Genomic DNA, 18,218 nt, shown 5'->3' with positions numbered 1-18,218 from the left:
ACACAAACCTAAGCCGTATAAAACGCCCCAATCGCAGCAAACTCTTCCCGCCAAAGTGTTCGAGCTTGCTCTAACGCTTCTTGTAAATTCCAGCTTGGATCAACTTTCTTGCGTATGCGTTCGAGAATCTCGAATTGCAGTGCTTTCCCCGCTGAGACTTTGAAATCGGCTTGTAGCGCATGGCGTCGGTGGCTGCCGAGTTTGAGTTCGAACTGCATACGATTTAGCGCGCCTTGCACGTCGGCACTGCTATCGATCCACTGCATACCTGTTTCTGTGTTGTACACGCGATAGATGCCAGCACGATCATCTTGCTGTTTGTAATCTTCTCGTCCTTGTTTATTCTTGTGCTTATGGTTTTGCTGACCGCTATTCTGATCGCTATTCTGATTGTATTGCTCATGGTCTTGCGTGCTGTCTTGCTGATTTTTAATCAAATCTTGTTTCATGTTTTCTTCTCTCAAAAAGAGTCTTTATCGTATCGCTTTGGTCGGCACTAAACTCACATTCAGCCGCTACTATGCTGTCACTAAGCCAGCTAGTCGTATCAAATAGTTTTTATAATCAACAGGCCAAGCCTCGATCATTTGTAAAAACTTTGCTTGGTCTAATGCAAACAAGGCGCGCAGTGCGTCTTCATAATTGGGCAGGTGAGCCGCGATGTGTGACATGGCTTTGTAAGTGCGCTCTTGCATTGCGCGCATCTGATCTTCACTACCACTTTGCTTGCGTGCCTCATCAATCAGCTTGCGCAGTGCCACCGATGCACCACCTGGTTGCAATGCCAACCAATCCCAATGACGCGGCAACAGAGTCACTTCTCTTGAGACCACACCCAACTTAGGCCGCCCACGCGAGCGACTCTCTGGCTGCTTCTCTTCATTTGTAGGTTCGACTAGTTTCTCATAGTTCGTATAGCGCTCTTTCACCGCCAATTTACTTCCGCTTAAATCAAGATCAATCGCATCACCCAAATGGTCATCGATTACTTGAAATTGGCCTTGAAATAATTCTTGCGCATCGGTTTGCTCCTTTAGATACAAAGCCACTTCTTCCAACGTTCCTGCTTTGGGGACGCGATCCTCACAAAACACTGTGTAATTTTTCATACTTCACCCTCGATATGCTTCGCTTGCGAAGACTTTGTTTACCTTGCCTTTATGCGCAATTTAGATGGCAACTTACTTGATAGCCAAGCTAGTACCCAAGAACAAATAATACCCGGGTAAATATTCAAAGTCAATTTTACCCGTATAAAATTAGAACAGAATGATCAATGATATTTGTTGCTGATATTTGGTCTTCGCGCTGCGATCTGCAGATATCTACATATATGACCTCAAATTTAACAAAATATCGATATCCAATTTGAGGCCAATCATTCCGCAGATGACTTTTTTATCCTGAACAATTAAAATGTAAAAAAAGTTAGCCTCTTCTTTATTTAACCGGAGTTAATATGAAATTGTTTCGCCAACTTGCTGTTATTTCGTTTGTGTTAAGCACCGCCAATCCTGTATGGGCAGCCGATAAACCCAGTGACATTGTTGGCATCAAGTTGGGTATGACTGCCGATCAAGTACGAGCGGCTCTAAAAGCACACGACGCAAATATGAAAATTGTAGATTATGCGAGTTGGAAAGCCGCGCCAGGAGTACCTGCTTCATTGGCCAAGATTCGTGGCTGCGGCACACCGATGCCTGGAGGCGTCGGCCCATATGACGTTTGCAAAGACACGATCGACGTCAGCTTTGGTCATATATCCAAAAAAGCGCTTTTTATAACGCGCCAGCTTCGCTTTGATCGCAATACCATGTTGGTGAAAAATGTAGTCGATAGCTTAGCTGAAAAATTTGGCGCGCCAACCTTTATCCGAGACACCACACAGATATGGGCCTACGGTGCGGATGGTGCGGCCATCAAAAACCTCGATTGCGCAATTTCGGATATGAATCTTCCGTTCGCAGAACATCGAGCTCATTGTGCAAATGTCTACAGTGCCTACATCAGACAAGCCGCTGGTAACTTTGCTACGGAAATGTTCGTTAATATCTACCAAAGTAAGTTGTTCTTTGAAGAGCAAGCAGCCTTCAATAATGCGGTTAACGCAGACCGCACCGAAAAAGAAAAAGCAGCGAAGGAAAATAAAGTTAAGCTCTAAACTCAGACTTGAAGAAGTTACTAATGAGAGGGAAAAACACCCTCTCTATCTAGATCTATATATAGCTTTTCCATCAATTGTCTGCCCCAAAAAACTTTCTTATTACGACACGAAGAAAACCGCGGGGGTACTCATTAGCCTCTGGTAGTCAAGAAGTCGAACTAAACACGCATTTGTTGTGTTTCTTGATGGCAGCAATCGGTGATGCTCGCCACGATCAGTTGATAATTGCATTTGAGAGTTTGAGTAGATTTGTCAGAGCTGTAGTTTGACAAACCACCGCAAACTCAAATGGCTCAAAAATATTGCTAAGTCATTTGCGTCGAATAGTGATGGGATGATGCTCACCTTGCGCGCGTAGTTCGCTACGATTGATGAAATTCAACCAGCATTGCCGTCTCACGCTACGGCAAAAGTACGCTCTCAAGAATTCAATCAGTGTGAAATTGATAAATTTTGCAAGCAACTTACATCTTAAAATTAATGTGCTTTTTTCTACGTCACAGTTATACTGATCGCAAGACCATTTCGGGCGATTAGCATCGTTCGATTCAAATAGACTAGACGCGATCAATATATGAATCAAAATTCTGCATCTGAGCTCCACCGTTTGCTACCCGGCGTACCGAAAATTGAGTCTCCATTTTTTGAAACGCTATTTGCTAACGCGGAATCGCACTTACAACAAATAGCGAAGCAACTACATACTTATGGGGTTGCTGCTATTAAGTTTCCCGAGGCTGAGTTTGACCAGCTGGTTGAAGATATCAAAGCGTCGCTTACTAAAGCATTTGACGAGAACAGTATGGCGCAATTTCGTGCTGGGCGAGCTGCTGACTTACGCATACTCAATGCTTGGCAATTTGATGCCAACGTGCGTCGTATCGCCGCAAATCAGAGCATCATTAACCTATTGAGTAAGCTCTATGGTGCGCAAGCATGGCCTTTTCAAACATTGAATTTTCCGGTTGGCACGCAGCAAGCACTACATTCTGATGCAGTACATTTTAATTCGGTACCAGAGCGGTTTATGTGCGGTGTTTGGGTAGCGTTTGAAGATATTACGGTTGATAATGGGCCGTTATTTTATTACCCAGGCAGTCACCGCTTTCCAATCTATACCAACGAGCATTTGGGACGTTGCGTTTCGACCTTGCCAAGCAGACCTGATCAAACGATGTATGAACCAATGTGGCAGGCCTTGGTAGACGCGCACGGAATCAAACCTAAGAAATTCCTTGCAAAAAAAGGCGATGCGTTAATTTGGGCGGCCAACTTATTGCACGGTGGTAGCCCACATATCAATCGGCAAGCTAGCCGCTGGTCACAGGTTACGCACTATTTCTTCGAAGACTGTGCATGGTATTCGCCATTATTTTCGGATCCATTTTATGGACAAATTTATTTCCGAAAATTGATCAATATTCAAAATGGACATTTTATGCCCAATCGCTACGCGGGCTGGGAAATTCCAAATCAATTTATTGATTCAACGCGCTCAACGCAACCCGATGGCCCATATCACTTTGACGCAAATGCTTATTTAGAAGCCAATCCTGATGTGGCGCAAGCTGGCATGGATGGATTAGATCATTACATTCGTCATGGTCATGCGGAAAGACGTCGCCTTCGCTAATTAAATAGGCGCAAATCAACTCAAAATAGACATAGTTGTCGACATTCACGATGATTTGCGCCCTTAAGCGCACTGAGGATGAATTTACCTAAATCAATTCATCACATCAATTCATCGTATCAAATTATTGCACCACAATTTCAACGCGTCGATTCATTGCACGACCTTCTTCGGTCTTATTGGTCGCAATGGGGGCGAAGTTGGCAATACCTTTAGCGATGAGACGGCGCTTCTCGACACCCGCTTGTATCAGGGCTTGCACAATGGCTTGAGCGCGCGCTTGGCTTAAACTCAGATTGCTGTCTATGCTGCCGATATTATCGGTGTGTCCGACGACAATGATATTCAGATTGTTCTGCGCTTTGAGCGCGTTGGCTAGCTCGCTTAGCTGAGTTTGACTCTCTGCCTTCAATTCAGTTTTACCGGTATCAAACATCAATCCGTATAAAGATACATGGCCGGTATTGTCTAAGTTTTGTTTTAAAGCTTCCGCATTCACACTGACTTGCCCCGTTGGCTGGGCTTTTTCTTCGATAATTTGGATAAAAGTAGACACCATAGGATCGACTTTTTTTCCACCACCAAATGCTATCGAGTTATACACAACAACGTGGGTCTTCGACGTTCTACCATTGGCAGGAAAACTACCAACAATCAGCCGCCCTTCTTGATTATCGATCGCATCATAATGACTATATCCGTTGTGATGCCCGTTATCCCATTTCAACTGACGTTCAAATGGCTTTGCTTGATCGCGCCAAGCACGATACAGGTCATCACATTTTTGATCACAAGTGACGTTGATTTGCATACCTGCTTTTAACAAAGCATCGCGATAATTACGATGCACTTCTAAAGTGGTCTTACCCACTGGCGAAAGATAATGCAGACGTGTTTCTTTGCCTTCAATCAGTTTCCACTCCGCTGTTTTAGCGCCATCTAATTTGGCGACCTTAGCTTGAGGAATTGCCGCCTCAGTCCATTCTGTCTGTAAATAGCCAGTCATACGAGAAGCTTGAAAGCGCTGTATCAAGGGATGATCTTGGCCTTTAGAAATATCACTGCTCTGCGCAAAGCTATGAGAACTCACCGAAGTAAGTGCGGCTAGCGTCACCAGCAAAAAACCAGTACGCACAGCAGTTATCATTTTCTTTTTCATAATCAAATAAAGAATTAATAAAGAGTGCATATTTTAACAAATCAGATATCAAAGTCCTTACTTATACCTAAGCAATTGCTAAAAAAACTGACGCATTCCTCATCCCTAAGTTGAGCACTTGTTTTTGAGTACTTGTTTGTGAAAAGCGCTCAACAGTGCTGCTTACTTCATCAAAAATTCACTTCTGTTCCAACACCCGCTTGAGTTGTCGTGCAAACTCTTCAAAGAACAAGCCGACATGCAAGCCATCAACAAACACATGATTGACACGCACATTGAATGGCAACATGGTTTGCTCGCCATTCTTGACATATCGTCCCCATGACACGCGTGGGATTGCGTCGTCTCGGTCTAGGCTTAAGGTGTGATCTAAACCGGTGAATGATATCCACGGCAAAGAAGACATAAATACCAAGTCATCGCGCCCTGCTGCTTTACTGAAATTGAAATAGCAAGTCGATTCTTCGACCGCTTGTTTCAAATCGCGATCAAATTGCAGTAAGTCATTGCCGCAATCCATGGTGATGATTCTGAATAAATCTTCCCCGTTTTTAAGATGCGTAAACGATGGATGTACCGCATCGTGAAGAAACACAGCGTCATCACGAATACGGTAGCGAAAATTCTCGATTTGATTCATTGACTGAATCGTCAAATAAATTAAGGTGCTGTTTAAAGAAATGGATTTTGCTTTGACAAATTCAGGTAATCCAGTGATATCGACTGGCGTGTTCACGTTATAAAAAGGCAAATCGACTTTTCTAAAAAACGCAAAGTGTTCTCGTCGATTCCAAGTATTGATATCAATTTTTTTCATGCTGATTTGGTGTGGATGTGAATATCAAAAAATTACTCTGATATTTAAGTTGCAGGCTTGAGCTAGATCACCCAATTGTTTTCTTTGGGTTTTCAAGATGGAAATCGACATGATACCGAAAAGTACCGCAACTGCGCTGGACTAAGAGATCGCCTAGGCTTACACAAAGGCTGCCAATTGGCTTTCTAAATGTGAACATATGAAGATGAATCTATGAATGTGGATTCGTCACTACTGTTATCAATGCCGCTGCGCAAATGAAGTTTCATCAGACGAACAAATCACCGATTCGTCAACAATTACTCTTATTCACAAGATAGTTATTCTGCTTCAGTCAATGCCCATGCAGAGACTAACAAAGAAGCGCCGAAAAAAACAGCGAATAGCACCATTACCGTGACAGAAAACTGAGCTTGCGCAAGATCGTGCCAAGCTTTCTCAAATAAGGAGCTTGATAGCACTTGCCACATCAATGCGAAGAGTCCGGCAGCAAATGCGATCAACGAATAAGAATGATGTGTTTTTCTTTGCGCTGGAATTTTTTGCATGACACGAACACTAAAGCCATCATCGGCTACCGGCCCGTCATAAGCGTCACTTAATAGTGCTTCAATATTGGGTTCGACTGGATGAGTCACGTGTTTGTCCCTTTCATTTTGTTTTTCCAAGCGTCTAACCACGTTTGCAATTTTGCTTTGCCACGCGTCGCATTCGATTTTACGGTGCCCAAAGACATGCCTAAGATTTGTGCAACTTCTTCGTGACTTAAGTCTAATTGAACGCAATGTAATAAGACCAGTTGCTCGTTCGGATTCAAACTTTGCAGCGCGCGTTCAAAATCAATTTTTAAATCTATGTACTGCGAAGTTGTTGGCGCACTCGAAGCTAAGTTTTCATCATAATCGGATTGTTCTTCAACCGCAGCTAACTCATCATGAGTACGCTGAAATTGATCAGCATATTTCAAGAAATGTGTGTACGCGATGCGATAGAGCCAAGTCGAAAATCGCGCGTCACCACGAAACTGATCTAGCTTGCGCCAAGCGATTAGAAAGGTCTCTTGGGCTAAATCATCAGCCGCCGCATGATCACCTTTGGTCAAACGACGTAATAAGGCGCGCACCATCCCTTGATGGCGGCGCACCAACATTTCAAAAGCACGATGATCCTTATTCAGGCGCGCCCGAACAACCAAGGCTTGATCAATCCGTGCTTCTGCAGCCTTATCTTGCGAGCTCTGCATCACGACGATTGAGCCACCAACTCAATAAATAACCACAACCTGAGATCAAAGGTAAAAGACCAAAACCCCATAGTTCACCAATCTGATGACCAGAATCAAATTCAATCGGTAGTACCAAGAACATTAAAATGATGCCCAAGCCGATGCTAACTAAAGTAATACCACGACGACGTTCACAAAATGCGACTTGCGGTTCGGTCATTAGTTGTGCTGGCAAATCCATCCCTTTATCCGCTAAATAAATCAAGGTTTGATAACGTGCCTTTGTTTGCTTATGGCGATACACGAGTACGGCGCACACCGCTAATAGCGGCGCTAAACACAAAATTAAGGGAAGAATAAATTCGATTCTCATGGTGAGTTTCCTTTTTGATTGCGAGGCATCGCTGCCTGACTTGGCTTAACTTGCACATTTAGTGGCATGCGATTGGCGTAATATTGCACCAATCCATCTGCCGCTGGTGGATCATAGTTGGATAAAGCGACAACGATATCACCGGTTGCTGGGTAGATGCGCAAGGCACCATTCATTCCTTCAGCACCACCTTCATGCCCGAAATAGCGGGCATCTTTCGAGCCACCTAATTGAAATCCATAACCATAGAGTTGACTAGGCACCTGTGCCTGACTTGCTTTAGCAAGCCACGCTGCGGACAATAAACGACCTTTCAGTAAGGCATCAGCAAATCGAACTAAATCACGCGCGGTCGAGTAACCACCACCCGCTGCAGTACCACGCCATGGCAAAGTCTCGTGTGCATCGATCAAACCAGTTTCTGCATTGGTGTAAGCGATCGCGATTTTTTGTTTAACCTTCTCTTCTGGTTCTGTACCCGTATCCGTCATACCTGCGGGCTGTAAGATCGCTTGTTGTATATGACGATCATATGGCTTACCTGTCACCGCTTCAATAATCGCGCCTAGCAATACATATCCATAATTGGAATAAGCTTCTTGGCTACCTGGCGCGAACGCGGTACTGCGTTCACCAAATAGACGCAAATAATCTGCGTGCTCACGAATTGATGTGCGTTGCTTCGCATACTCATCGGTAAAGATATCGCCAGTTCCACCGGTATGGGTTAATAAATGTTGTATCGTTACTTGATTGGCTAACGACTTATTTGAATAGCTGGGCAAATAGCGTGCGATTGGTGCGTCTATAGCGATACGTCGCTGTTCGACTAATTGCAAAATGGCGACGGCTGTCAGCATCTTGTACATAGAACCAACCCGAAAACGTGTTTGATTAGTGTTCTTTAGTTGCCGAGCTTGATCTGCATAGCCCCAACTTTGTTGTTGCAGGATTTTTCCATGCCGCGCCACCGCAAACACACCAGAAAAACTTCCCTCGGCGGCCAACTTGTCTGCTTTACGCTGTAGCTTTTGCCAAGCCTCTTGTGCAGCTAATCGCTGCGGCATTAAATCTTCTGGTGTCACTGGCATTGGTGTGAGACCAAAACTCTTCACCTGATCTGGCTTGTTCTCATGAACCTCTAAGTTCATCGTACCAACCCGATCGCCATCTTTTTCACGCAAGATAATCGATACACGATGTGGTCCATTCGGCGTAATACGCAGAACTTCTAACTCGCCTATCATTTTTTTCAAACCCAGTTCATTCTCCACCGACAGATTCGAATCATGCGCATCTTTAAATGCTTTCAACAACGCAGCATCTCCGGCATTGAAGGCTTTAAGACGCTGTGCGGCGAGCTGAGCTGCTGGTGTATTTGGGAAGGAGATGACGCTTGCGATGGCAGACGATGCAAGCCAAACGCTTGCTCCCGCGACCACAAATCCACAATATTTCTTGATCAATTTCATTTTAAATCCTTTCTATGTTGAGTGATGACCTACCAACTTAGATACTTGAATCAATCAATTTGGATTCATGAATTTGAAATTAATCTTAAATAATTCTGAAAATAATTTGAAGTTTTTCATTCTATTCCCAGAATATCGCGGTTCATCGCTTTTTCCTCATTTACGACCTCTCTGTTCTATACAGTACAAACATCAACAAACAGGAGAAGATCAAATGAAACTCGCGACAAAAACACAAAACATTTTTCGTTCAGCACAGATTGCAACATTGACTGCAGCATTGGTCGCAATCTCATGTGGGATGACGGTAGCGAATGCAACTGAGTTGAAAAATCTTTCTTCCTCATCGCCTTCTACTGGCGCAGCAATATCACTAAATTCCAATCAAGCATCAAAACATACAGATAATCAATCTGATGCAGCGCCAGTAAAGATCGATCAAATTTACACACCCAACATCGGTGGCATTCAACAAGCAATTGAAATCAAAACCGATGACGCCAAGCGTCCTATATTACTTTTTTTATCCGGTGGCCCTGGTAGTTCCATGATGCCAAACGCCAAGGCATTTACCAACGCCCTAAAGGATAGATTCACCATCGTGCAATGGGATCAAAGAGATGCGGGCAAAACTTTACAATTGAATCCATCACCGATCACGCCATCTGCGAGTTTGATGGGAAAAGATACCTATGAAGTAATACGCTTTCTACAAAAGGAATTACATCAAGAAAAAGTTTATCTTCTAGGTAGCTCTTGGGGAAATGTACTCGGTTTTTATATAGTCAGAAATCACCCCGAACTATTACATGCCTACTTTGCAGCGAATCCGGTCGTGAGCCAATTAGAAAGCGAGAAGCAATTACTTGAGATCCTAAAAGAGTCTTTAAAAGAAAACGCAACGGCTAGTCAAGAACTGGCTCAGGTTAATATTCCCTTTAAAGTCGATGAAGACTTATTCTATTTAAGAAAATGGCTGTTCTTCAAAGAAGGAAAATCCTTCGCTACAAGTGCGGAGTTCAAAAACGGTTTTATGCAGTGGTCAAAAACATGGTCACCCGCCTGGAATGAGGTGATGGCTATCGACCTTCCAAAAACGCTAAAGACCGTCAACTGCCCTATTTATTTTATGGTGGGGAAAAATGATATCCAAACATCGACACCAATCACGGTCAATTATTTTGAAAATGTTGTAGCTCCGAAAAAAGGCTTATTTATGTTCTCTAACTCTGGCCATCAAATTCACAAAGATGAATCTGCTGAGTTTCAACAAAAAATCATCGAAGTATTGGATACGATGCAAATGAAACGCAATTAACAAACATAATAAACTTAACGATCAAATAGCCTAGTCTGATCGAATAAAAATGATGATCGTAGGCTCGCATCAATCAACTACAAACATTCATCAACTGTGCAGTATTTTTCTTCAGTGAGAGATGCTGCACAATGCACTTCTGCCTCACAAATTCGATTACAGTCCAGAGCAATCTGTGTGAAATTGACTGTAACTGCATTTCCCAATCCAGAGCCGACACAGATAGTACCGTTGTGACCGACAACAATTCCACGCAAAATCAATTTGAACATGCCGACAACTTGGTTACAATTGAGTAAATTCTCTACGCCTAGCATTAAACACCACACATGGTATCGAAGATGCAAATTCAATTTACTCGCAAGATCCTAGTACTAAGTATCATCGCTAGCATAAGCAGCATCAGCAATACGACGCATGGACAGGCCGATGCTTTGTCTAAGCAAATAAGTGGTGTCGAGATTATGGAAGTTGCTCAATACCACGGGGGCGAAATTCCGCTGTCGTATGGGATCGCTCGGAATTGGTTTGCCTTAGAAGAACAAGGCATGCAAAGCGTGCTCAGAAAGAGTATGCCGAAAGTGAGTAAAGTCTATGACGCAATCGCTGACGAAAAGTCAAACAAAGCGAGTTACACGGGTAAATTGGTTAGCGAGGGGAAAACGACTCCGCTATTGTTCATTAAAGCGAGCTGGCTGCAAGATGGTGTAGTTCAAAAAGCGGTAAAAGCAGAAAGCGCGGAGATCTATCAATTGGGCAGTGAACAATTACGAGTCGAACATCAAGGCGCCAAATCTAAATCAAAAACCGAGCCGCTCAAATGCAAAATTTATTTGAGCAATGCCAAGCTCAAACAATTCATCACTGAAATCATCGAGCCAAACGAAGAGCCAAGCGATATTGAGACAGAATCAATTAATGTGATCTGGAGCGGCGACCTAGATAGAGACGGCAAACTCGATTTCGTCTTACGCAATACCTTCTATAACGGCGAACGTACCGAGTTGTATTTATCCTCCAAAGCAGGAAAGAATGAACACGCAAAATTAGTCGCTAGCATCCAGCGCCTAGGCTGCTAATCGTTGAAGATTTGAATTGCTCCACTCGTCGGTCGCGTTTTCAGATTTTTCTATACACCAAGCTACCTCACCATTTTTTTACCCTATTCATCTATGAACTGTAAAAATTGCACGCACAAGATTCACGGAAATTTTTGTTCTCATTGTGGGCAGGCAGTGAAACTCAAGCGCATCGACGGACATTTTATTGTGCACGAGATTGAGCACGTTTTGCATTTCGAAAAAGGGTTTCTCTTTACGATGAGAGAGCTACTACTGCGTCCGGGTGCGTCGGTAAAAGAATATGTAACTGAAAATCGCTCACGGCTTGTGAAGCCAATTATTTTCATTATCGTTACCTCTTTAATTTATACACTGATAGCGCACCTGTTTCATGTAGAAAAAGTCTCAAGCAATATCGGCACAAATATCAGTTCAACCGAACTGGCTATTTCGAACTGGATTCATTCGCACTATGGCTACGCCAACATTATCATGGGATTTTTTATCGCCTGTTGGCTCAGAATTTTCTTCAGAAAACATGACGTGAATTTCTTTGAGATTTTGATCCTACTTTGCTTCGTGATGGGTGTAGGAATGCTGTTCATCGCGGTTCCAGTTCTCATCTATGGATTGACAGGCTTTAATCTAAACACCCTATTCGGCGTAATTATTTTTGTCTACTTGGCATGGGCCATCGGCCAATTCTTCGATCAAAAAAGTAAGCTCAGCTACGTCAAGGCAGGGGTCGCTTATATTTTAGGATTCTCAACGTTTTCTATGTGTGCGTGGCTATTGGGTCTGGGTTACGATGCGTTTATTAAGTATCTGCATTAATTCAATTAAGCACGCCAGCTGCAACAGTTAAGTCATGTGCAAACATGCCAGACTAAGTTCTATTAACAGAGAGTGCACGACGATTTGCCGTGCGATAAGAGGAGTTTGATAGTGAGAAAATTATTGTTATACGTCGCGAATCGTATTCAAGTTATCTTGATTCTGTATGTGCTCAGTATTTTGGGAGCCGCGTTTCTATTCTCGCATTTGGAAAGCAAAACATTTGTTGATGGTCTATGGTGGGCATGTGTCACCTCTTTAACGATTGGCTATGGAGATCTATCACCCATGACGATCGAAGGTCGCCTGATGGCAATCGTCTTTGCGCATTTCTGGATTTTTTGCATTATCCCCATGATCATCGCCAGCATCATCACAAATATTCTCGTCGACAAGAGCGCGTTCACACATGACGAACAGGAGTGGCAAGAAAAAAGTCTGCAAAAAATTGCAGACAAATTAGGCATTCCGCTTGATCCACCACCTCGGGATTTCTGATTGATTTACCTAAGCTAGATATTTGGACAAGCGGACTTATTTTCAGTCTTGTAGCAGCGAATTAATTCATTCAATTTATTCCTTATTTCGATGCTACATTCACTCGAACATTTTTCGAAGTTGGATCGGACTCATGAATCGCTAACAAATTAATTCCCAAACCAAAAATCACATAACCTTTCGCCTTCAAAAACTCAGTCAATTGTTTCTCATTAGATTTAATCTTTTCTATCATCATTTGCGGTTTGCAACGAGTGATGGATTCAGTTGCACCTTGTAGCGCCTCCATTTCCATACCTTCGATATCAATTTTAATGAAGTCGATTCTCGGCAATGCTAAATCGTCGATTGCGAACAATCTGGTTTCTATCGTTTTCTGTGCTGAATAATCGATCGTCTGTCCAATAAATTCAGTGCGTTCAGTTTTTCGAATTTCTAAACTTCCAAAACTGGATGGCACGAAGTGATTCGCTGCAGGTACTTGTATAGTTCCACTATTAGCGCCCACCGCAGCCCACATCGCACGTGCATTGAAACAATTGTTCATCGCGATATTGCCTGCAAGTGCATAAAAAATTCTTTCTTGCGCCTCTACACTAATAACTTCTCCCCAGCCATGCATATGCTTGGCCCACTCTATAGTGTGAACCCCGATGTTCGCACCACAATCGATCGCAACAACGCCTGGACCGCCAAATTCCTTACGGGTATTGAGAAGTTGCAACACAAAATCGACTTCGCTTGGATCAAAAGCAGAATTGTTTAATAGCTGATATCCCACACCATATCCGCCCCCCTCTATTAAGCGATAATCGTGGCGGTTAACTAACATACTTCCGTGATTCGTGGCTGCGATTACGAAAGCAATTGGGCGTAAATTAGCAATAGGCATTATTTGACTTTAAAAATGTTCAATTGAAGAGTAGCGTCCACGTTTTTTCAGCTCTTCTGACGTCAGTTTTCGCATCACAAACTCGATACCGCATTCTGCCACAGGCGTCAGTGTTTGATCAAAGCGATTTAATTGATAGCGATAGGTTGCATCTAGCAACTCTAATTTGAGCGTCTGAGCTTGCAATGAAAACTCCGACAACAATTGCATTAAGTTAATTGACCGAGATGACCACGAAGTCGATTTATGAATCGTAAAAGTCCACTTGTGATCATCGTTATATGTCGAAGGAAATTGTCCCTGCTCATAAAGATCTTCATCAGGAATCATCACAATTAAATGACCGCCTGGCCTCAACACACGCAACCAATTGATTAACGCTATACGGGGATCGACCATATGTTCCAAGCTATGGCTAGAATGCGCAAAATCTAAACTTGCATCTGGAATAGTAGCAAGGTACTGTGCATCACCATCCGGCAAATCCCAACTCTTGACACTCGTAATCAGAGGAAACTGTTCATGGTACTGCGCAATCGGATCGGAGCCGCAACCAATATCAATACCACTACCGACAAAATATCGTGTTGCAAACCGTTGATCATGAACCCGCCGCATAAGTGCTTTGCTAGTGCCCGTCATTACTCTTTCCTTTTTAAACTTTAATAAGTGAAGGGAAAATCTAGATTAGTCAACTAAGAAAGTTATACTTTAGGAGCAAAAAACTCAACTCTTTGATGTAGGCGATTTATAGCTAAGGATGAATGATCGCTGTTACACGTCGTCTAGTCCGTTCACGCATGGAACAATCGCGTAAGGTATCGGCAAGTGTTTCTAAATTTTTGATACCATACAAATGCAACTCGGAATAGCTAGTATCTGACGACCTAAGTTGCAATATGCAGTAACCCATCAAACGCATGCCAAATGGTGAATTTAAATCGAAATGTTCTATCGTAAAAAGCTCAACGTTGTCTTTTACTTTAGAAAATATACCGCGTTCCAACTTTACTCTTTGGGTGGTAATTTCATAGCGTAAGCCGCGCGCTTTGAACCAATAATAGAGGTAGCCAATACCGAGCGTCGGTACCACAACAAACCATTGCCAAACGCTATAAATAGTCGCCGGATGACCTTCAAATAAAACGCGTTCGGACTCATGCTCTACTTGTGCAGCGTAGGCTTGTAAATCGGTATTACAGAAGCGACACTTAATCGCGACTGCTTTGATGGTCTCGCCGCAAACTGGACAATCTTTTGTATCTGATTTTTCAATCGTCTGATTAGCTAACATCGTATCTTTATCTCTTTGTGATTGTTACACCAAGCGCGTAGTCTGCCACAAAGTTGATTGATTCGCTAACACGCATTTGCGTTCTTGTATCGTGCTCTGCTGCTCCCCCAGATCCGATTCCTCATATCATTTCCTCACATTAGTGATGTTGTGGGCAAAACCTCTCAGTAAAGTTCAATGTCAAAAACTAATTTTGACCAACTAACTAAAATACTTCACACTCCGATACCAATTGATGAATTATCGTCGCAGAATCAGTGATCTAAGACTGCCAAAGGTATCTTCTTCGGTGACTTTATCCCAGTAAATACCAAGCTAAACCAAAGATGAAGCACGATATTTGGGCAATTAAAGGGTTCAATCATGAAAAGAAATATCAGCTTGTTTTTAATTTTCCTTGCCAGCATCGCGTCGGTTTATGCCCTAGTCTATTTTATGAAAATGGAGAGCTTCACTTTTTCTTGGGCACTGAATTTTCTATTGATGATGTGGGTTTCTGTTTTTATTGAAGTTCAAAAGAGTACATTACAGTCGCCATACTTCAATCAGAAATCATGGGAGCGCCGAGGAAAAATTTACACCTATTTCGGTGTTGATGTTTTCAGAAAAATATTAGTCTTGGTTGGTTGGGAAAAGCTCATTCGAAAATCTAATCCGATAGAGAAAAATACGCAGGCACTGATTAACTTACATCATCAAACAAAAAAATCTGAACTAGGTCACTTACTCATCTTCTTGATTGTATTGGCTTTCAATATCTATGTTGCCTTACGATTTGGCGTGTTCAAATCTGTTTGGTTATTAGTCTTAAATATCCTATTGAACTTCTATCCAGTTATCTTGCAACGCTACAATCGCCCTCGTATAGAAAGAGCGATTCAGTTAAGTAAGAGAACATCGGTTGCTTGCAACTGACTTGCTCAACTTAACTCAATTAGAACTGCGCTGTGGCCGATTGTTAAAAAATTAGGCGTTTAAAATAACGCGCATTACATTATAATTTTGCGCTTTATCGCCACATCGCCTAGCGACACTCTGACATCGCAATGCCAATTTCAGATCAACTTTTACTTCTCATTAGCGGCTTTGGCGGCAGCCATGGATTACTACTCGCTGCTTATTTTTTCTTTCGCCAACCTGGAAGATGGAGTAATCGATTTCTAGCGTTGCTGGTCTTAATGCTGAGCATTCGCGTACTGAAATCGGTGCTATTTCATTTTAATCCGGCTATCGGTAAGCAAATTTTGCAAGTGGGCTTATCCGCCTGTTTTTTAATTGGTCCGCTACTGTATTGTTATTGCTTACATTTTCTCGGCAGATTTCAAACGTCTTCGCTGTACCGCCTTCATCTGATTATTCCCAGCGTATTAATTATTGTGATCGGGATTGTCTTCCCTTACCATTTGTACACACAACTGTGGGGCGGTATATTTTACAAATTAATTAATGCTGTCTGGTTGATTTATACAGTTGCATCCATCTATATTCTTTGGCCAAAACTCTCGTCGATTAAAGCAAACGATTGGCGTCAAGATGTCGACCTTTACATCGTTTTAAGTATCGTCATTGGCAGTGCGCTCGTTTGGGCTGCATATTTTTTTGCTGCATACACCTCATATATCTCAGGCGCACTGACCTTCACTTTTTTAATGGGTATCGGGGTTATGACGATATTCTTGCATATACAACAGCAAAGAAATAAAACCCCAAGTCCATACGCGAATAAGAAAATCGCAGATAAAGATGCACAGGCATTGATCGACGAGCTAGAACAATTTGTTCTCACACAAAAGGTCTTTTTGGATGCGAATCTAGCGCTACCCAAATTAGCGAAAAGTTTAGGTTGGTCAACCCCAAAGTTGTCCCAACTATTAAATGACAACCTACATAAATCGTTCAATGATTTTATTAATTTTTATCGAATTGAGCATGCGAAGAACTTACTCGGCAGTGATTCATCAATGAAAATGGAAGATCTGGCAAACAGCTCAGGCTTTAATTCGCTATCGACTTTCTATGCTGCCTTCAAAAAGTATACTCAGCTAACACCCGCGAAATATAAGGCTCTGCAAGGATTACAACATTCCGAAATTATAAATCCGTAATTCGAAATTGTAATTCGCGCTAGATCTACCCCAATTAGAAACTTATTCTTGCTCCTGTTTTTTCCGCAATCAATCAAGGAGCAACAATGCATTATTTTTTTATTTTTGTATTTTTTTTATTCCTGCATCCATCAAGCGATGCAATGCCGTTCGCCACTGAAAATCAGCATAGCGTGTCAGCAATTCAAGAAGTTCTGCGCAACTACATTGAGGGAACTTCTTATAATCGACGACAGCAAATCGCCAAAGCGTTTAATCCCGCAGCAGATCTCTTATTAGAAAAAGAAGGTCAGGCATTTGCCAAAGTGTCTGTCGCGGAATACCTCAACTGGTATAAGCCAGAGAATCAAGGCAAGTTCAATGGACGCATTGGCGAAATCTTGCAAATCGATGTAAGTGGCGATTTGGCGACTGCCAAAGCAGAGATCATTATTCCTCATCAACAACGCCGCTACATTGATACGTTTTTATTAAAAAACATCAATAATCAATGGCAAATTATTAGTAAAGCCGCAGTCAAACAATCATCCACCCAAAACGGTGCACGTATATTGTTTATTCTTTCTAGTGCGCACTACCACGGTAGCAGCATGTTGCCCGCTGGCGCGAGCTTTTCTGAAATCGTGAATGCCTATGATCGATTTAAACAAGCAGGATACACCGTCGATTTTGTAAGTCCAGAAGGTGGTGCAATACCACTTGCCTATATCGATACTTCGAATGCTCTACATAAGGCGCATTTATATGACAGCGACTTTATGTACGCTTTAAAACATACAAAAAGAGCAAATCAACTGCGAGCGCAAGACTATCGCGCCGTTCACTATATCGGTGGAAGTAATGCGATGTATGGTGTTGCAGAAGACGCTGATATCGGGCGCTTAGTAATGGAGATTTACGAACAGCATAATGGCATCATCTCATCGGTTTGCCATGGCACAGCTGGCATCGTCCATCTAAAAACAAAAGATGGAAAATACTTAGTCGAGGGCAAGAGAATTACCGGTTATCCAGAAGACTTTGAAAAAGCGAATGCAGAATATTTTAAGCAATTCCCTTTCTTAATTAAACAAACGGTTATGAAACACAAAGGTAGCTTTCACTTCGACAAACCGAATGGTCCATATGTCGAAGTTGATGGCCGTGTGGTGACGGGACAGAACTTTTTATCCTCTGCCTTGGTTGCTGATGAAATCATCAAGCAACTAAAAAAAGAACAAGAACAAAAGAAAGAGTAAAAAGCGCCAAGTAACAGCATAAACAGCATAAACAGCACAGTTTGAATACAACAAAGGAGCTCTGGCGTTCCAGCGATAGGTATCTACACAAGTGCAACAACGCAAGATCATGATGAACGTAACCCTTCTCCCGCT

Annotated in this window: 20 protein-coding genes; 9 read left to right on the top strand and 11 right to left on the bottom strand. The window is 42.5% G+C overall.

Features of this window, described 5'->3' with window-relative positions; genetic code table 11:
• Positions 1–8: 8 nt before the first annotated feature.
• Positions 9–449 (bottom strand): GIY-YIG nuclease family protein, encoded by a 441-nt coding sequence (locus IE103_RS14705; protein ID WP_189346889.1) that lies wholly within the window; start codon positions 447–449, stop codon positions 9–11.
• Between the two features lie 69 nt (positions 450–518).
• Positions 519–1,109: a DUF2239 family protein gene (locus tag IE103_RS14700; RefSeq protein WP_189346888.1), complete on the bottom strand. Its 591-nt coding sequence runs from the start codon at positions 1,107–1,109 to the stop codon at positions 519–521.
• A gap of 350 nt (positions 1,110–1,459) precedes the next feature.
• Here IE103_RS14700 and IE103_RS14695 point away from each other — a divergent pair, with 350 nt between their 5' ends.
• Together IE103_RS14695 and IE103_RS14690 are read left to right on the top strand one after the other, a co-directional pair.
• Positions 1,460–2,161, top strand: a complete 702-nt coding sequence (locus IE103_RS14695) for a hypothetical protein (protein ID WP_189346887.1) — start codon at positions 1,460–1,462, stop codon at positions 2,159–2,161.
• 577 nt (positions 2,162–2,738) lie between these two features.
• A complete protein-coding gene (locus IE103_RS14690; protein ID WP_189346886.1) occupies positions 2,739–3,797 on the top strand; it encodes a phytanoyl-CoA dioxygenase family protein in 1,059 nt (352 codons plus the stop codon).
• 124 nt (positions 3,798–3,921) lie between these two features.
• On the opposite strand, the gene IE103_RS14685 is transcribed toward IE103_RS14690, so the two are convergent.
• The 6 genes from IE103_RS14685 to IE103_RS14660 form a co-directional block, all read right to left on the bottom strand.
• Entirely contained in the window at positions 3,922–4,944 is a 1,023-nt protein-coding gene (locus IE103_RS14685; RefSeq protein ID WP_189346885.1) for an OmpA family protein, read from the bottom strand.
• Positions 4,945–5,134: 190 nt separating this feature from the next.
• The gene (locus IE103_RS14680) at positions 5,135–5,773 is read right to left on the bottom strand and encodes a CatA-like O-acetyltransferase (protein ID WP_189346884.1); all 639 of its coding nucleotides are present in this window, start codon (positions 5,771–5,773) and stop codon (positions 5,135–5,137) included.
• 320 nt (positions 5,774–6,093) lie between these two features.
• Positions 6,094–6,411, bottom strand: a complete 318-nt coding sequence (locus tag IE103_RS14675; protein WP_189346883.1) for a hypothetical protein — start codon at positions 6,409–6,411, stop codon at positions 6,094–6,096.
• Positions 6,408–7,016, bottom strand: a complete 609-nt coding sequence (locus tag IE103_RS14670; RefSeq protein ID WP_229827317.1) for an RNA polymerase sigma factor — start codon at positions 7,014–7,016, stop codon at positions 6,408–6,410. Before IE103_RS14670 ends, IE103_RS14675 begins: the two co-directional genes overlap by 4 nt.
• Complete coding sequence (locus IE103_RS14665) at positions 6,997–7,371, bottom strand: DUF6249 domain-containing protein (RefSeq protein ID WP_189346881.1); 375 nt, start codon at positions 7,369–7,371, stop codon at positions 6,997–6,999. The genes IE103_RS14670 and IE103_RS14665 overlap by 20 nt, the downstream gene beginning before the upstream one ends.
• A complete protein-coding gene (locus IE103_RS14660) occupies positions 7,368–8,843 on the bottom strand; it encodes a serine hydrolase domain-containing protein (protein ID WP_189346880.1) in 1,476 nt (491 codons plus the stop codon). The genes IE103_RS14665 and IE103_RS14660 overlap by 4 nt, the downstream gene beginning before the upstream one ends.
• A gap of 214 nt (positions 8,844–9,057) precedes the next feature.
• Here IE103_RS14660 and IE103_RS14655 point away from each other — a divergent pair, with 214 nt between their 5' ends.
• The 4 genes from IE103_RS14655 to IE103_RS14640 all read left to right on the top strand — a co-directional run bounded on the left by IE103_RS14655 (position 9,058) and on the right by IE103_RS14640 (position 12,554).
• On the top strand, positions 9,058–10,161 hold the full coding sequence (locus tag IE103_RS14655) for an alpha/beta fold hydrolase (RefSeq protein ID WP_229827307.1): 1,104 nt from the start codon (positions 9,058–9,060) through the stop codon (positions 10,159–10,161).
• Between the two features lie 341 nt (positions 10,162–10,502).
• Positions 10,503–11,240 carry a hypothetical protein gene (locus IE103_RS14650; protein ID WP_189346879.1) on the top strand — a complete coding sequence of 246 codons (738 nt, stop codon included), beginning with the start codon at positions 10,503–10,505 and terminating at the stop codon, positions 11,238–11,240.
• A gap of 156 nt (positions 11,241–11,396) precedes the next feature.
• Positions 11,397–12,056, top strand: a complete 660-nt coding sequence (locus tag IE103_RS14645) for a DUF3667 domain-containing protein (protein ID WP_229827306.1) — start codon at positions 11,397–11,399, stop codon at positions 12,054–12,056.
• 111 nt (positions 12,057–12,167) lie between these two features.
• Positions 12,168–12,554: a potassium channel family protein gene (locus IE103_RS14640; protein WP_189346877.1), complete on the top strand. Its 387-nt coding sequence runs from the start codon at positions 12,168–12,170 to the stop codon at positions 12,552–12,554.
• Between the two features lie 82 nt (positions 12,555–12,636).
• Here the strand turns inward: IE103_RS14640 and IE103_RS14635 are convergent, their stop codons facing one another.
• The 3 genes from IE103_RS14635 to IE103_RS14625 all read right to left on the bottom strand — a co-directional run bounded on the left by IE103_RS14635 (position 12,637) and on the right by IE103_RS14625 (position 14,740).
• The gene (locus tag IE103_RS14635; protein ID WP_229827305.1) at positions 12,637–13,386 is read right to left on the bottom strand and encodes an FkbM family methyltransferase; all 750 of its coding nucleotides are present in this window, start codon (positions 13,384–13,386) and stop codon (positions 12,637–12,639) included.
• Between the two features lie 69 nt (positions 13,387–13,455).
• The gene (locus tag IE103_RS14630) at positions 13,456–14,088 is read right to left on the bottom strand and encodes a methyltransferase domain-containing protein (protein WP_189346875.1); all 633 of its coding nucleotides are present in this window, start codon (positions 14,086–14,088) and stop codon (positions 13,456–13,458) included.
• Positions 14,089–14,200: 112 nt separating this feature from the next.
• Complete coding sequence (locus IE103_RS14625; RefSeq protein ID WP_189346874.1) at positions 14,201–14,740, bottom strand: PH domain-containing protein; 540 nt, start codon at positions 14,738–14,740, stop codon at positions 14,201–14,203.
• A 363-nt stretch (positions 14,741–15,103) separates the two neighbouring features.
• On the opposite strand from IE103_RS14625, the gene IE103_RS14620 reads away from it, so the two are divergent.
• The 3 genes from IE103_RS14620 (at position 15,104) to IE103_RS14610 (ending at position 18,083) form a co-directional block, all read left to right on the top strand.
• Positions 15,104–15,655 (top strand): glycosyl-4,4'-diaponeurosporenoate acyltransferase CrtO family protein, encoded by a 552-nt coding sequence (locus IE103_RS14620; RefSeq protein ID WP_189346873.1) that lies wholly within the window; start codon positions 15,104–15,106, stop codon positions 15,653–15,655.
• A gap of 131 nt (positions 15,656–15,786) precedes the next feature.
• Positions 15,787–16,845: an AraC family transcriptional regulator gene (locus IE103_RS14615; RefSeq protein WP_189346872.1), complete on the top strand. Its 1,059-nt coding sequence runs from the start codon at positions 15,787–15,789 to the stop codon at positions 16,843–16,845.
• 86 nt (positions 16,846–16,931) lie between these two features.
• Positions 16,932–18,083: a nuclear transport factor 2 family protein gene (locus IE103_RS14610; protein WP_189346871.1), complete on the top strand. Its 1,152-nt coding sequence runs from the start codon at positions 16,932–16,934 to the stop codon at positions 18,081–18,083.
• Positions 18,084–18,218 lie beyond the last annotated feature (135 nt).

Source organism: Affinundibacterium macrobrachii (genome assembly GCF_014652415.1).
GTDB classification, from domain to species: Bacteria; Pseudomonadota; Gammaproteobacteria; order Burkholderiales; family Burkholderiaceae_D; genus Undibacterium; species Undibacterium macrobrachii.
Note: the sequence above shows the minus strand (reverse complement) of the source record. Positions and strands in the feature narration are given on the sequence as shown.

Coding starts and splice junctions, on each gene's coding strand:
- IE103_RS14705 (WP_189346889.1), bottom strand. CDS start 449: ATGAAACAAGATTTGATTAAAAATCAGCAAGACAGCACGCAAGACCAT.
- IE103_RS14700 (WP_189346888.1), bottom strand. CDS start 1,109: ATGAAAAATTACACAGTGTTTTGTGAGGATCGCGTCCCCAAAGCAGGA.
- IE103_RS14695 (WP_189346887.1), top strand. CDS start 1,460: ATGAAATTGTTTCGCCAACTTGCTGTTATTTCGTTTGTGTTAAGCACC.
- IE103_RS14690 (WP_189346886.1), top strand. CDS start 2,739: ATGAATCAAAATTCTGCATCTGAGCTCCACCGTTTGCTACCCGGCGTA.
- IE103_RS14685 (WP_189346885.1), bottom strand. CDS start 4,944: ATGATAACTGCTGTGCGTACTGGTTTTTTGCTGGTGACGCTAGCCGCA.
- IE103_RS14680 (WP_189346884.1), bottom strand. CDS start 5,773: ATGAAAAAAATTGATATCAATACTTGGAATCGACGAGAACACTTTGCG.
- IE103_RS14670 (WP_229827317.1), bottom strand. CDS start 7,016: ATGCAGAGCTCGCAAGATAAGGCTGCAGAAGCACGGATTGATCAAGCC.
- IE103_RS14665 (WP_189346881.1), bottom strand. CDS start 7,371: ATGAGAATCGAATTTATTCTTCCCTTAATTTTGTGTTTAGCGCCGCTA.
- IE103_RS14660 (WP_189346880.1), bottom strand. CDS start 8,843: ATGAAATTGATCAAGAAATATTGTGGATTTGTGGTCGCGGGAGCAAGC.
- IE103_RS14655 (WP_229827307.1), top strand. CDS start 9,058: ATGAAACTCGCGACAAAAACACAAAACATTTTTCGTTCAGCACAGATT.
- IE103_RS14650 (WP_189346879.1), top strand. CDS start 10,503: ATGCAAATTCAATTTACTCGCAAGATCCTAGTACTAAGTATCATCGCT.
- IE103_RS14635 (WP_229827305.1), bottom strand. CDS start 13,386: ATGTTAGTTAACCGCCACGATTATCGCTTAATAGAGGGGGGCGGATAT.
- IE103_RS14630 (WP_189346875.1), bottom strand. CDS start 14,088: ATGACGGGCACTAGCAAAGCACTTATGCGGCGGGTTCATGATCAACGG.
- IE103_RS14625 (WP_189346874.1), bottom strand. CDS start 14,740: ATGTTAGCTAATCAGACGATTGAAAAATCAGATACAAAAGATTGTCCA.
- IE103_RS14620 (WP_189346873.1), top strand. CDS start 15,104: ATGAAAAGAAATATCAGCTTGTTTTTAATTTTCCTTGCCAGCATCGCG.
- IE103_RS14615 (WP_189346872.1), top strand. CDS start 15,787: ATGCCAATTTCAGATCAACTTTTACTTCTCATTAGCGGCTTTGGCGGC.
- IE103_RS14610 (WP_189346871.1), top strand. CDS start 16,932: ATGCATTATTTTTTTATTTTTGTATTTTTTTTATTCCTGCATCCATCA.